Genomic DNA, 13,664 nt, shown 5'->3' on the forward strand with positions numbered 1-13,664 from the left:
TCTTTACAAGAAAGAGACCCAAATTGACCATTTGTCCCATTGCTTGCTCGTTTCATCTCACCGTACAATGAACTTGTATTGTTTCACTTGTTGAATGTTTCGCTCTCATTTTTGAAAGGAAGTGACGCTATGAATCCAAAGTCAGGTCTCACCTATTCATTCGCGGCTCTCGCAGCGGTCAGTGTATTGGCTCATGCAGATGAAGCAGCCGCCGCAAGCACACACACGGTGCGATCCGGTGATACGTTGTGGTCCATTAGCCGATCCTACGACCTTTCCGTTTCAGCTTTAAAATCGTTGAACGGATTGACGTCTGATTCCATCCGAATTGGTCAAACGCTTCAAGTATCCGGTACTGGGTCGACAGGCGGTTCGTCACTCTCAACGTCGAGCACGACGCGCATGGCGACGACGGATGCGTTAAATTTACGTTCGGGCGCCGGGACGTCCCATCGGATCTTGTTGACGATCCCAAAAGGAAAAGTTGTCACACCGATTCAAACGAACGGCTCGTGGACAAAAGTAAGCTACGGTGGTCAAACGGGGTGGGTGCACAACGGATACTTGAAAAAGACTTCAACGTCGACTCCCACAATACCTGCACCGACGACACCGCCTAGCGTGAAACCGAGTGCGACCACTGCGAAGACGAAAGTCAATTTGAACCTTCGTGCTTCTAAGTCGACGAAAGCCAGTATCGTATTGACGATTCCAAAGGGGAAAGCCGTCACGGTGCTAAAACGAGAAGGTTCATGGTCACAAGTCAAATATGGCTCACGCACAGGTTATGTCGCTCATACATATTTAACGACCTCAGGATCCGCGACACCGTCCACACCAGTCACGACTACGCCAACTCCGAGCACACCTTCGGAAAATACGGTGAACCAGCAGTTTGTCACGACGGCGAACTTGAACGTACGCCAAGGAGCCGGCATCGGCTATGCACTCGTGACGAACATCCCGAACGGTACGGTCGTTCAGGCGACGAAGCAGTCAGGTGACTGGTACTACGTCACGTATAACGGAAAATCCGGTTACGTGAGTGCCGGTTATTTGAAGCAGACGACAACAACTCCAAGCAACCCAACCCCGAACGAAGGCGATGCGGGTGCGGGTAGTGCAGAAGTCGATTATATCGTGAACACGCCCTCGTTGAACGTTCGGTCGAGCGCGTCGACGAATGCGACAATCATCGGGAGCGTCAAGGCCGGACAGACATTACGTGTCGTTCAAGCATCAAACGGCTGGCTTCAAATCTACTACGGCAATACGGTCGGTTTTGTCGCTTCCGCTTACGTCAAAACGGTCTCTAAAGGCTCGACCGGAACCGAAGGACCGACGTGGGTGGAAGGTTCGTATGATGCGAATTCTTACTACACCTATTACCCGACGGCAATTCGGGCACAGGCGAACGAATCAAGCAGTACTGTCGGTTCGACACTACGCGGGGAATTGTTGAACGTGATCGGGGAAACGACGACGCACTACAAGCTCGCGTCAGGGTTTGTCGCAAAATCAGCCGTCACCGAAATCAAAGGTCAGAACGCACAGGCGACACGACTTGCTACGATTCAGGTTGCCAAACAATACGTCGGTACCCCATATGTATGGGCATCATCTAGCCCGGCAAATGGTGGTTTTGATTGTTCAGGTCTCATCTATTATGTATTCAATCAGTCAGGCGTCAGCATCCCACGCACAAACGTGGCCAACTACTGGGCTGGTGCTTACTTTGGTCCACAGTTACCGACATCATTCGTCCCTCAGGCGGGTGACCTCGTCTTCTTCGAGAATACGTACACCACGGGACCATCGCATATGGGCATCATGATCAATGCTGATACATTCATTCATGCCGGTTCGTCCGGATTAGGTTACAACCAAATCAGTAAAGAACCGTATTGGCAATCACGCTTGATCGGTTACAAACGACCGTGACTTTGGTCACGCCATAAAACCCGACGAAAGTCGGGTTTTTCTTTCGTTTTGCAGGATTTTCATCCAGTGAAACGAAAACGGAAGTATGATGAAGGAAAAAAAGGAGGTGCCGGATGGGCCAACCCCGTTTTGCTAAAATTCCATACCGTATCTACACGATGGTACTGGCAATCGCTTGTCTCATCGGTGTCTTGTTGTTCGGACTCGGGACGAGTTATTACTGGCATGAAAAACAAGAAGCGATTGACGAGACGATTATAAACTTGAATCAGGCGGCAAACCTCGCTGGCGTCGAAGCATATGTCACCTTGTTCGAGGCGGCGACTCGTTATGAGGATCAATCGAATCAGACGACATCATTCCTTTCTACCCCTTATAAAGAGCGCGCGCTTCAATACAATGAACGACTGCAGAAAGACCTGGAAGCCGGGGTGAATGAACGAGAACGGGAGACGCTTCAGACATTTTCGAATAACTTGGAAGGCGTTCTCGACACGGAACAGTTCGAAGCGGTCCCATCTGATGTCATCAGTTCAATCAATCGGCGTTGGCTCTATCAAGCGCTCGAACAAACCAATCAACCGAACGCCACGTATGAGCTGACGGATGCGATGATGCGAATGCAGTCGATGCTCATGCGCAGTAACGATACGTTGCTCCAAGAACCGATTGAAGAGGAACAATTGATGAGTACCGTTGACTTGATCGTCAATGAAGCGATCATCACCCAAAAAATTATCGACCAGAACGAAGCGTTACAAACGAAAGCCGTCATCGATGTCGCAGAAAGTGGTCAATCGTTTGCGAATATGGCCAGTCGTGAAGCATCACTTGAAGCCCGTTACGTCAATTCGACGAACGTTTACGAAGATGCCTACGCTGCCCTTCGCTCGATTCGTTCCACGTCCGAGACGATGTTGCGAGAAGAAAGTAAGCATTATCAAGTCCTTGCCACGGCATCGTTTGTCATGACACTCCTCTTATCGCTCGGACTGCTTTTCCTGCTCTACTATACGCGTAAACGGTATAATCACGATTTGGCGCATCTGAAAGCACGTGCGCTCGCCATCGACCCAAGCTTAGAACCGGTCGAAGCGACATTCCCGAAAACACATGACTTCCGTGGCATCGAGGACGAATTACGTGAGATCGCGGTGAGCGTTCATTCGACCGTCCATGAGCTCGAAAATCGCTCACAAGAACTCGTCCGCTATCACGAACGTTGGTCATCGCTCTTCTCCGAGACGGGTCTCGCTATCGCCTTGATGGACGATTCGTATAACCTGATGGAACGCAACGAGATGTTCCGTCAATTTTTTGGGGACCGAAACTTATACGAAATCAATCAGCTGTTCACTGATACGGGACGGCGCATGTTCGAGCAAGCACTTGAAGGCGTGACCGACCAAGGGACGAGCGCACAGTTCATCATTCATTTAAAAGGTGAACACACACGCTATTTGAACATCAAGCTCACCCCGCTCAAACGGGAAGAAAAACTGACGTATTATTTGATTGTCGAAGATGAGACCGACCGGGTCGAACGGGAGCGAAAAGTCGACCGACTCGTCCGCTTCGATTTGGCGACGAATCTCTATAACGAGTATGGATTCATCAGAAAGTGGGAGCGTAAAGAGATTGACGGAACGTTCGTCCTGATCCGACTGCACGACTACCATCATCTTGTCGACTGGTACGACCCGGCGTATGCGGACTTACTCATGACAGAGTTCGCCCGCTCTGTCGAAGCCCGTCTATCGAAATATGCGCACCATCTCTTCGGTCGATATCGAGATGATATGTTCATGCTGTATGTCAAAGGCTTCACTGCCGAGGATGAACATGAACTGCTTGAATTGTTCCCGAGCGAAGTGACGGTCAATCACAAGCGACAAAACGTACACATCCAAATCGGCGCGACCGAAACGAAGTTAGCGTATAATGATTGTCTATTCGAGGCGATGAAAGCTTTGCAGCACGCGAAAGAAACACGAACGCCACTCGTTTGGTATGACTCAGACATCTTAGCCCAGATGCAACTCGCCGCCTTGATTGAACAGGCACTTCCGGATGCGATTCGAAAAGGGGATTTGACGGTCGCCTATCAGCCGCAAGTCGAGCTAAAAACCGGACGCGTCGTCGGTGCGGAAGTACTCGCCCGTTGGACACATCCTGAGATAGGCATCATTCCACCGAATGAATTCATTCGCATCGCCGAACGGTCCGATCAAATCCTGTGGCTGTCGCACAACATCCTCGACCAGACGATTGAACAACTCGTCGCTTGGCAAGGAACTTCGTTTGAAGAGATTTCTCTGTCGTTCAACTTGTCGGCCCACTCCGTCGACCCATCCATCGTGACGAAACTTCGCGATTCGATTGAGAAGTATCCATGGTTACCGGACCGTCTGAAAATCGAATTGACCGAGTCATCGGATATCATGTCGTATGCGAGCGAACTCGAACGGTTAGAAGATATCGCCGACCTCGGGTATTGTCTCTCGATTGATGACTTCGGGACTGGGTATGCTTCATTCGAAGCGATTTGGCACTTACCGATTCAGGAAGTGAAAATCGACCGGATGTATGTGAGTGGGAAAGCGAAAGAGAGCACGTCCTTCTTACGCGCCGTCTCACGCTTTGCGAACGAGCAACAGTTGACCGCTCTCGCTGAAGGAATCGAGACCGAGAGCGACCTGTCCCGTATGATTCGGGAAGGGGTCGAACTCGGGCAAGGCTACTACTTCTCACCCGCACTCGATGCGGCTTCATTTGAATCATGGGTCAACACGAAGGGACACTCGAATTGAGTGTCCCTTTCTTCAGCGAGAACGAATGTCCTCATATAGCTGCCTCGTCGCTTCTGCCGAGGATTGATTCAGATAAATGGGTTCTTCCGACCAATCGAGTCGAATGACCGGCTCGACATCACGGTCGATAAAGAGAAGAACATCCTCCCCTGCTTTCGTCCGAAAATGTCCCGTCAGACGGGATCCCGATTCCGCCCCGTTCGTCCGTCGCGCGATTTCAGGTAACGTTGTCCATGTCACATCTTCGAGTTCATCGAATGGAATCTCACGGCTATAGCTCCCTGCTATGACGATCGTCGAATCTGTCACGGTCACCTCGGTCGGTTGACTGAACCAAAATAGGAGCGCCGGCACTCCGACGAGTAAGACGACGGAGACGATGACAATCGGGATGAGACGTTTTTTACCACCCGGTCTCAAGCGCCCCGATTCGTCATAAATATTGCCGTCATACTTTTGCATACGCCAAAGTATAGCTACGATGAAGACAATCATCACGATAAAGAATGGAGCGAGCGGAATGTCCAATTCAAATCTTTCGATGAGCGCGATGAGGATAAAGATGGCACCAATCCCATAACACATCCACGCGACGAGACGTGCCACTTTCTGAATGTTCACCCGCTCCTTCTTCTCTCTCGACATCGTATTGTAGCCTGAAATCAATTCATGCCACCCGAGACGGTCCACTGCAAAACCGAGTGCGATGACGATGACCGCCGCCAATACAAGAACCCACATCTGCCACACCTCCTCTACTTTTCTACGTCACGAATCCTGAAAAAGATTCACCTTACACAAAAACAGGACCGCCTATCGGGGCGGCCCTTCAGAAGATTTAGTTTGATGTCGGGGTGTTGGACGGACGTTGCATCCGACCGATCCCTTCGTACGCGACGTCACCAGGGTCACGCACGAACTTCCACGCATTTCGCGCATCGATTAACCGACGTTGACGCATACCGGAGAAGGCTTCTGGTGCCAAGTTGACAAGTTCTTCCCATTCCGTGACGAGAATCGCATAATCTGCACCCTTCAAGGCTTCTTCAACAGACGCTGCTTGTGGGTATTCCCATGTTGCGATTGGGTCATAGCCGATGACCTCGACATCTCGGGCGACCATATGATGTGCGAGTAGAATCGACGGTGCATCTCGCATATCATCCGTTCCTGGTTTGAATGCCAAACCGAGAATGGCGACACGCATTTTAGGCTCTAGATGGAGTTTTGACAATACGTACGGTGCTTGTGTTTCGTTCACTTTCGCTGCAGCCTTGATGATGCGAAGATTGACATCGTTTTCTTTTGCGACATGAAGAAGCGCATCCATATCTTTCGGGAAGCAAGAGCCCCCATATCCGATTCCAGCATTAAGGAACGAACGTCCGATCCGTGGGTCGAGCCCCATGCCGTCCGCAATCGTCGTGATATCCGCACCTGCCTCATCGGCTAGACGGGACAGGTCGTTCATGAAGCTGATCTTTGTCGCCAAAAAGGCGTTCGAGGCATACTTGATGAGCTCGGCATTGATTGGTGTCGTACAGATGAGCGGAACACCGAGTCGGCCATAAATCCCTGCCAACTCTTCAGAAACCTCAAGGTCCTCACATCCGATGATGACACGATGTGGTTTCATCACATCTGCGAGAGCGCGCCCTTCTTGTAAAAACTCAGGTACGATCGCAAACGTATGAGAAGGATACATGATTTTCAACAAATCTGTCGTGCCAGGTGGGACCGAGCTACGAATGATGACCTTATGCTTCGTCTTCAATTCAGATAGAGCTGTCTCGATATAAAAGAGGTCACAACTTCCATCGGGCTTGCTCGGTGTGCCGACCGCGAGAACCAAATAGTCGACATGATCTGCATCCGCGATTTCGTCGGTCAACGTGATTTGATCGGCGTGCTCTTGTAACACGTCCGCCATGCCCGGTTCGTGGAATGGAGGGTGACCACTCTTCAGGAGACCTAACTTCCCTTGGTGCGTCTCGACCCCGATGACTTCATGACCAGCTTTGGCCAATCCGCATAGTGTCGCCAATCCAACATATCCTAAGCCTATAATTCCAAATTTCACATCAGTTCCTCCTTCAATCATCTTTTCTAAGCGTACTCAAATACGCTCAAAAAGTGAAGCTTCTAACACTCTCTTGATGTTCTTTGCTATAATGAGTCAAAATGATGGGTGAAAGGACAAACCACATGGGCTTAATCGCTTTCTTTTTGGTGACGTTATTGATTTATTTTTGGCTTCCGGTCCGGGGGGGACTGAAAACCTTTTTACTTGTATTGATTATGTTGAGTGGTTGGCTCTCCATCTTTGAGCTCGTTTCAATCTTAGAAGCTCGGCCATGGGTATTCGCTCCAATCCTGATTGTCATTGCGTCAGTGATTTGGAAAGTGCAACGCGACCGAAAACAGCAAATGAAGAAAAGTGTTTGACCTCGGTCGGGCGCTTTTTCTTTTTATCCTATTCGAGAAAGCTTCTGAATTTCCTGCTCTCAATGCTCGAAACCGTATGTAAACGTCTTCTATTTCTGTAATGAACATCGTCTAATTGAGCGGATTATATTCTGTATAATTTACCACCTAAAATATGAGCTATTTTTGAAGTGTATAATCGTACAACTGAATTCACATCTAGTATAATGTAAAAATATCCATCTTATTTTATATAAGTTCAATCTCCTTATGTATTCTATTTTTGATAGAAAGGAACTTGTTTATGACCTTCTACTTACTAGAGTTCGCCCCATGGATTGAACCCCTAGCACAGTTCGTCTTTTGGTATCCATTTATCATGGCCATGTTTTGGATATCGGGGGCTTTATTATTCAGCGTCACCCGCGAACGTGAGAAAGAACTCGATTTAAACGAACGAGAGTGGCCGCTGATCAGCATCCTCATTCCTTGCTATAACGAGGCAGAAACGATTGAGGAAACGATTACGTATCTCGACCATCTCACATACCCTAACCTAGAAATCATTGCAGTGAATGACGGAAGTTCAGATGACACGGGAAACATATTAATTGAATTAGCCGATAAACACGAACGCCTCCGTGTTATCGATTGTCATGAGAACCGCGGGAAGGCAAATGCGCTACATATGGCTGCGCATGCCGCTCATTCTGAATATTTGCTCTGTGTGGATTCTGATGCATTTTTGGCGGAAGAAGCGCCATATTATCTTGTGCGTCACTTCCTTGAAAAAGGAGAGCGTGTCGGTGCCGTCACTGGAAATCCACGCATCCGAAATCGTGACACCCTACTCAGCCGAATGCAAATCGTCGAGTATGCTTCTATCATCGGTTCAATCAAACGGACGCAACGCGTCATGGGAAAAATCATGACGGTATCTGGTGTCATCGTCATGTTTCGTAAAAAAGCACTACTCTCTGTCGGCTTGTGGGACCGCGACATGATTACCGAAGACATCGCCGTCTCATGGAAACTTCAACGTAATTTTTGGGATATCCGTTATGAGCCGCGCGCTCTTTGTTGGATGCTCGTACCAGAATCGCTATCTGGAATTTGGCGACAACGCGTCCGCTGGTCTCAAGGGGGACAAGAAGTCGTATTACGTCACTTCGACATCTTCAAAGATTGGCGACAACGCAGGATTTGGCCGGTCTATATTGAACAAGTCATCAGCGTCATTTGGGCATACGCGTGGCTCATCGTCACTCTTTATTTGCTCGTCACAGCAGACACGATTCAAGACATGTTGATTTGGTTCACGTATAACTCTTTTGCCCTCGTGATGATCAGTCACATTCAATTGATTATCTCACTTTGGAATGATGCCAAATACGATAATGTTTTCCGTTATTATGTATGGGCAGCTTGGTATCCAGCCGTCTATTGGATGTTAAATACGTTCGTCGTCATCGCGGCAACACCGAAAGCGATTCGTTCAACTCTGAAAGGAGGATATGCGACATGGAATTCTCCCGATCGCGGAACGAGACGGAGCAGCTTATAGGACAAAAGGTTCTAGTCAAGACGAAGCGTTCTTTCCTTCGCTCGTTCATTGAGATTTTACTGACTGTCCTTTTTTGGGTTTACACATTCGTTGTCACTTGGTTTTTCACAAGTGCACTTCTCAATCAAAATGACCGTTACATCGCCACATTAAAATCTGCGCTAAATGTGACCAACACAGATATTCGGGAGTTGATTAGTTTCGGCGTCCTAGTCATGATTGGTTTATCCGTCTTACTCATTGCATGGCGGATTTACAACAAAAAAAGATATGGCCCATTAAATCGCCGAAAGCCGCCTGTACCATCTACCATCGAAGACTTGAACAACCTCGGATTGATCGATGCTACGACAATTGAAAGACTACAACATGATAAAGTCATCATATTCGAAAAAAATCCTGTCAAGGAGCTCGACGAATGAAACGTTTGGTCAAGTGGATAATTGTATTGGTTGTCATCCTCTTCATCGTCTGGAAGGTACAGGACGTCATGTCTAACGATTCAGAAGTACCCAATCCTGAGCTTCTCGCGAAAGAGGGCGTCTGTCTCGGTCTCAATTATCATCGGATCAAGACACCGAATGTATGGAACAAAGCGGTTGAAATGGTATCCAAATCTGATAACCTGACCAAATATAACGTGTATGAAGATGAATTCGAGGAACAAATAAACTGGATGAAACAACAAGACGTTCACTTCGCAACAGCGGAAGAGTTAGCCGGATATGTTCGCGGTAACCCGATCCCTGACAACTGTGTCTGGTTATCCTTTGATGACGTCGACCATACCGTTTACGAGAATGCCTACCCGATTTTAAAAGAAGCACAAGTACCATTCACATTATTTGTCATCACGAATCATGTAGGCGAACGTTTTCAAAATTTAGAACTCTCGACATGGGATGAATTGAGGGAGATGAACGAGAGCGGACTTGCCGATTTTGGGTCGCACACGCATGATTTCCATTACATCAAAGACGGGCAAGCGACGTTTTTGGATCCGACTCAACACGAAGCTTTTCGGGAAGATCTCAACAAAAGTCGGGATACTTTAAAAGCAGAACTAGGGGTGAATGTGACCTCGATTGCGTATCCCTTTGGAGAAACAGATGATGCGGTGACGGCCATCGCACAGTCTGCAGGCTTCACCGATGCATTCATCTTGAGTCCGAATCCGATTACGAACGAGAATTCACCTCTTTTCATCAATCGGTACTTACTCGACCAACAACTATTCGACAAATTCGTTAAACCTTACTTTACATCAAAACAAGACGCCCTCATCGACTGAGTGCATCTTGTTTTTTCTTCACTTCGCTCCCCATAAACGCCTCCATCGTCGCGGACGTTTCGGATGAAATCCCATCTCGTTTTAACACTTTATTCACTGTTTGAAAGATAATCTTCCAGTCTCCCAAAAACGTGATGTGTTCGACATAATGAACATCTAATTCAAACCGTTCTTCCCAGGATAAGCGGTTTCGCCCGTTCACTTGTGCGAGACCCGTCAATCCTGGTTTCACATCGTGACGCCGTTTCTGATCATCATTGTAAAGAGGTAAATAATCTACTAGCAGAGGCCGAGGACCAACGATAGCAATATCTCCTTTAATAATATTGATCAGGCTCGGTAACTCATCAATACTAAGCGAACGTAGTTTTTGCCCGAATGGTGTTAAACGTTTGTCATCGGGGAGCAATTCTCCAGTTTCATCTCGTTCGTCTGTCATTGTCCGAAATTTAATCATTTCAAAGACTATTCCGTCTTTTCCTGGACGTTTTTGTTTAAATAAGACTGGTCCTCCTAGTTTTTTACGAATCAGAAAAGCTGTCACTGTCATCACCGGAATCAATAAAATCAGAGCAATCGTTGCGAAAAAAAAGTCTTGTGGTCTTTTGATATATCGGGCATACATGCTCATCAAAACTCCCCTTTCTTCATACGTTTTGGTAAAAGAATTGATCGAATCAAATCTTTTTCAAACGAATTCATTGTAAAGAGCCAAGTAAAAATCACATATAAAACTGTCAGACCTATTCCTTTGTAAAAGAACTCAATGATATTTGATGATGAATGTAGGTGTTGAATCACCAATCCTATAATTAATATCAAAGTTAATCCTGGCAGTAGTTTTAAATGACATTCTTTAAAAAATCGAAGAATATCAAGATGTAGTATTTTCACGTAAATAAGGTTCATGAAGAGAGCGTTTCCACTTAAATACCCAATCATCAAGGCAAGTGCTGCCCCGCTTGCTCCAAATGGTCCACTTAAAAATGTTGCAAGAATCAAACCAACCACGGCTGAAATTACCATGCCATAGGCGCGATAGCGAACTTGATTTGTCGTCACCAAATGTATATTTGCAATTTCTTGTGGTAGCGTAATAACTCCCATTGATATAAGGAGTGCTGCTACAACGTAGGATTCTCGAAATGAATCCCCCACCCAAAAATGAATGAACTCTGATCCCATCGCAACAAAAATCACTGTAATAAAGCCCACAACATATAGTTGTATCCGTCCTACTCGAATCATTAAATTTTCAATATCTTTTAAATCACCAGAATGGTTGATTCTTGAAACTTTAGGTAAGAAAAGAGAATTAACTGCTGTAGCTATTAGTAATACATACCCTTGAACAACCATTCCGATTGAGAAAATAGCAACGGCTACTCCGCTCGCAAAAATAACAAGAACTGTAGGCATGATATTCATGAGAAAATTGTGAGTGGCCGCAACAGTCGTTTGCCAGGAAGCAAAAACAAAAATTTCACGGTACATCCCTTTTCCATCGGCCATAAAATCTATTTTTGTATCTGTATATTTCATGATATACGCTATTTTAAATAAGTCTGTACATAGTATTACGACGGCATTAATGACAACAAGGGCATACACACCATAACCCATTAAAAGTGCTACAATGGTACAAAAAACGATAGTCACTTTTTCAAAGAATAGTATTGTGTTAAATTGAATAAACCGTTCATTTACAATAAACACTGCATCAAGTGGCTTAGCAATCAGCGTAATTAAGATATAAAAAGCAACAATCGGATACATGAATTGAAGCTTTTCTAAATCACTTGTGCCAAGGTTGCTATAAATTTCGTCTAAAAAAACATATAAAATCGTTAATATAACCGCTAAGATAAATGTCAGAAGAAAGAATAGTTTATAGGCAATTCCTAAAAAACGAATTTCCCCTTGACGATCGCCTCGATTCCGATATTGACTTAAAAACCTTGCCACAACTACCTCAAGTCCTAAATTAAATGCAAATATGGCAATGATTGAAAAAGAGAGGACGTACAATCCATAATTGGCTTGTCCAATCTTCGAAATCATCCATGGTGTATACAGAAAACCAGAAATGATATTGAAGCCTATTGAAAAATAGGATACCAAGGCACCATATTTAATTTGTTTCGAACTATTTTCTTCCGGTTCGAGAGCATATTTGGTTGCCATAGGTATACCTCCGTGTCATTGGTAAGCATAATAATAGTTTTTATCTTTTCGATGAGCCCGACGATTCAAAACAATACCTAATATTTTAGTGCCTGTCATCGTTAACTGATCACGGGCCTTCACCACTTCGTCTCGATCCGATGATTCGCAATTTACAACGAGAATGGTACCATCTACCTCAGTCGCAACGACCCGACTATCTGCGACTTGCATTACGGGTGGTGCATCTAAAATGATCATATCGAACTCTTTTTGGAGATATTTCAACATTTCTTTAAATGTTGCTGCTGAGAGTAACTCCGATGGATTTGGAGGAACGATTCCTGCCGTTATGACATATAGATTTTCAAGTTGTGTGTGTTGGATAGCAGTATCTATTGCAACGCGTTTTGCTAGAACATCCGATAGTCCATTTCTAGTATCTAATCGAAAAATTTGATGTACTGTCGGTCGTCTCATGTCGCAATCGATAACAAGAACACGTTTCCCTAATTGAGCATAGACTACCGCTAAATTTCCGGCAGTTGTAGATTTCCCTTCTCCAGAAATTGTTGACGTAACTAATATGGTTTGTAACCCTGTACCAAGTGATGTGTACTCTAGATTTGTACGTAGTGTACGATACTGTTCAGAAACCGGGGATTTCGGATCTGAAATCGTAATCAAGTTTCGTGCCATATCTCTATGATAGTTTTCTTTGCGTTTTCGGAACATACTTCTCGCCCTCCTTCAACTCTTTTTTGTTAGTTAACTCATGTTGACCTTTTTTGAAAGATTGACGTTCAAATATTGGAATTGAAGCAATCACAGGAATGCCTAGAATCATTTCTGCCTCTGACTCTGTTCGTATCTGCTTGTTAAACAAGTGACGAATTAAAACGAAAGCACTGCTTAATATAAATCCAATCATTACGCCGATAGCAGTATTCCGTGTAATATTTGGTTCAGTTGGTGCATTTGGAACAAATGCAGGCGATAGAATTTGGGTGTTATCTACTTTCATTAGATTCGGAATTTCATTTGAAAATACTTCCCCTAATTCATTCGCAATATCTGCTGCCATCTCCCCAGATCCAGCAGTAGCTCTGATTGTGATAACTTGAGAATTCTCTTCACTTTCAATCACAATTCGCTCTTCTAGATTTTCAGGGGCATTTCGAATGTTTTCTCGAACTTCACTTAAAATGATCGGGCTTTTCATAATAATCCGATACGTATTAATTAGACCTTGCGATGATTGAATTTGATTACTGTCCAATACCTCAGTTCCATTTTCCTTTGGGACAACTAAAATTTGTGTTGACGCTTCATAAGTCGGAGGGATGACGTATCGACTAATGGAATAAGCTAATGCCCCAAATAGAACCATTATCATTAAAATAATCCACTTTCTAGACTTCAAAATAAACCACGTATCCTGTATCGAAGAATTAATATCTTTCACGACGAT

General features: G+C 45.4%; 12 protein-coding genes. 6 read left to right on the plus strand and 6 right to left on the minus strand.

Translation table 11 applies throughout. The features are described from left to right. Window positions 1-129: 129 nt before the first annotated feature. Window positions 130-1,941, plus strand: coding sequence for a C40 family peptidase (locus PJK55_RS08615; RefSeq protein WP_271305474.1), 1,812 nt, complete (start codon window positions 130-132; stop codon window positions 1,939-1,941). Between the two features lie 113 nt (window positions 1,942-2,054). Then, entirely contained in the window at window positions 2,055-4,751 is a 2,697-nt protein-coding gene (locus tag PJK55_RS08620) for an EAL domain-containing protein (RefSeq protein WP_271305475.1), read from the plus strand. 12 nt (window positions 4,752-4,763) lie between these two features. Here the strand turns inward: PJK55_RS08620 and PJK55_RS08625 are convergent, their stop codons facing one another. Together PJK55_RS08625 and PJK55_RS08630 are read right to left on the minus strand one after the other, a co-directional pair. Then, window positions 4,764-5,492 (minus strand): DUF3784 domain-containing protein, encoded by a 729-nt coding sequence (locus tag PJK55_RS08625; RefSeq protein WP_271305476.1) that lies wholly within the window; start codon window positions 5,490-5,492, stop codon window positions 4,764-4,766. A gap of 97 nt (window positions 5,493-5,589) precedes the next feature. Then, window positions 5,590-6,831 carry a UDP-glucose dehydrogenase family protein gene (locus PJK55_RS08630; RefSeq protein WP_271305477.1) on the minus strand — a complete coding sequence of 414 codons (1,242 nt, stop codon included), beginning with the start codon at window positions 6,829-6,831 and terminating at the stop codon, window positions 5,590-5,592. A 104-nt stretch (window positions 6,832-6,935) separates the two neighbouring features. Here PJK55_RS08630 and PJK55_RS08635 point away from each other — a divergent pair, with 104 nt between their 5' ends. From PJK55_RS08635 to PJK55_RS08650, 4 genes are all read left to right on the plus strand, one after another. Further along, entirely contained in the window at window positions 6,936-7,196 is a 261-nt protein-coding gene (locus PJK55_RS08635) for a hypothetical protein (protein WP_271305478.1), read from the plus strand. A gap of 283 nt (window positions 7,197-7,479) precedes the next feature. Further along, complete coding sequence (gene pgaC / locus PJK55_RS08640) at window positions 7,480-8,739, plus strand: poly-beta-1,6-N-acetyl-D-glucosamine synthase (RefSeq protein WP_271305479.1); 1,260 nt, start codon at window positions 7,480-7,482, stop codon at window positions 8,737-8,739. Beyond that, window positions 8,697-9,161 carry a poly-beta-1,6-N-acetyl-D-glucosamine biosynthesis protein PgaD gene (gene pgaD, locus PJK55_RS08645; RefSeq protein ID WP_271305480.1) on the plus strand — a complete coding sequence of 155 codons (465 nt, stop codon included), beginning with the start codon at window positions 8,697-8,699 and terminating at the stop codon, window positions 9,159-9,161. Before pgaC ends, pgaD begins: the two co-directional genes overlap by 43 nt. Further along, window positions 9,158-10,030 carry a polysaccharide deacetylase family protein gene (locus PJK55_RS08650; RefSeq protein ID WP_271305481.1) on the plus strand — a complete coding sequence of 291 codons (873 nt, stop codon included), beginning with the start codon at window positions 9,158-9,160 and terminating at the stop codon, window positions 10,028-10,030. The genes pgaD and PJK55_RS08650 overlap by 4 nt, the downstream gene beginning before the upstream one ends. On the opposite strand, the gene PJK55_RS08655 is transcribed toward PJK55_RS08650, so the two are convergent. The 4 genes from PJK55_RS08655 to PJK55_RS08670 are packed head-to-tail and all read right to left on the minus strand — an operon-like array spanning window position 10,020 to window position 13,658. Then, window positions 10,020-10,661 (minus strand): sugar transferase, encoded by a 642-nt coding sequence (locus PJK55_RS08655; protein ID WP_271305482.1) that lies wholly within the window; start codon window positions 10,659-10,661, stop codon window positions 10,020-10,022. The two genes, PJK55_RS08650 and PJK55_RS08655, sit on opposite strands and share 11 nt — an antisense overlap. Next, on the minus strand, window positions 10,661-12,214 hold the full coding sequence (locus tag PJK55_RS08660; RefSeq protein WP_271305483.1) for a lipopolysaccharide biosynthesis protein: 1,554 nt from the start codon (window positions 12,212-12,214) through the stop codon (window positions 10,661-10,663). Before PJK55_RS08660 ends, PJK55_RS08655 begins: the two co-directional genes overlap by 1 nt. 15 nt (window positions 12,215-12,229) lie before the next feature. After that, a complete protein-coding gene (locus PJK55_RS08665) occupies window positions 12,230-12,928 on the minus strand; it encodes a CpsD/CapB family tyrosine-protein kinase (RefSeq protein WP_271305484.1) in 699 nt (232 codons plus the stop codon). Then, a complete protein-coding gene (locus PJK55_RS08670; RefSeq protein ID WP_271305485.1) occupies window positions 12,897-13,658 on the minus strand; it encodes a YveK family protein in 762 nt (253 codons plus the stop codon). The genes PJK55_RS08665 and PJK55_RS08670 overlap by 32 nt, the downstream gene beginning before the upstream one ends. Between the last annotated feature and the right edge of the window lie 6 nt (window positions 13,659-13,664).

Source organism: Exiguobacterium sp. MMG028 (assembly GCF_027947425.1).
GTDB classification, from domain to species: domain Bacteria; phylum Bacillota; class Bacilli; order Exiguobacteriales; family Exiguobacteriaceae; genus Exiguobacterium; species Exiguobacterium aestuarii_A.

Bases quoted from the DNA above. Each gene is read 5' to 3' on its own strand.
- PJK55_RS08615 (WP_271305474.1), top strand. From the start codon at position 130: ATGAATCCAAAGTCAGGTCTCACCTATTCATTCGCGGCTCTCGCAGCG.
- PJK55_RS08620 (WP_271305475.1), top strand. From the start codon at position 2,055: ATGGGCCAACCCCGTTTTGCTAAAATTCCATACCGTATCTACACGATG.
- PJK55_RS08625 (WP_271305476.1), bottom strand. From the start codon at position 5,492: ATGTGGGTTCTTGTATTGGCGGCGGTCATCGTCATCGCACTCGGTTTT.
- PJK55_RS08635 (WP_271305478.1), top strand. From the start codon at position 6,936: ATGGGTGAAAGGACAAACCACATGGGCTTAATCGCTTTCTTTTTGGTG.
- pgaC (WP_271305479.1), top strand. From the start codon at position 7,480: ATGACCTTCTACTTACTAGAGTTCGCCCCATGGATTGAACCCCTAGCA.
- pgaD (WP_271305480.1), top strand. From the start codon at position 8,697: ATGGAATTCTCCCGATCGCGGAACGAGACGGAGCAGCTTATAGGACAA.
- PJK55_RS08650 (WP_271305481.1), top strand. From the start codon at position 9,158: ATGAAACGTTTGGTCAAGTGGATAATTGTATTGGTTGTCATCCTCTTC.
- PJK55_RS08655 (WP_271305482.1), bottom strand. From the start codon at position 10,661: ATGAGCATGTATGCCCGATATATCAAAAGACCACAAGACTTTTTTTTC.
- PJK55_RS08660 (WP_271305483.1), bottom strand. From the start codon at position 12,214: ATGGCAACCAAATATGCTCTCGAACCGGAAGAAAATAGTTCGAAACAA.
- PJK55_RS08665 (WP_271305484.1), bottom strand. From the start codon at position 12,928: ATGTTCCGAAAACGCAAAGAAAACTATCATAGAGATATGGCACGAAAC.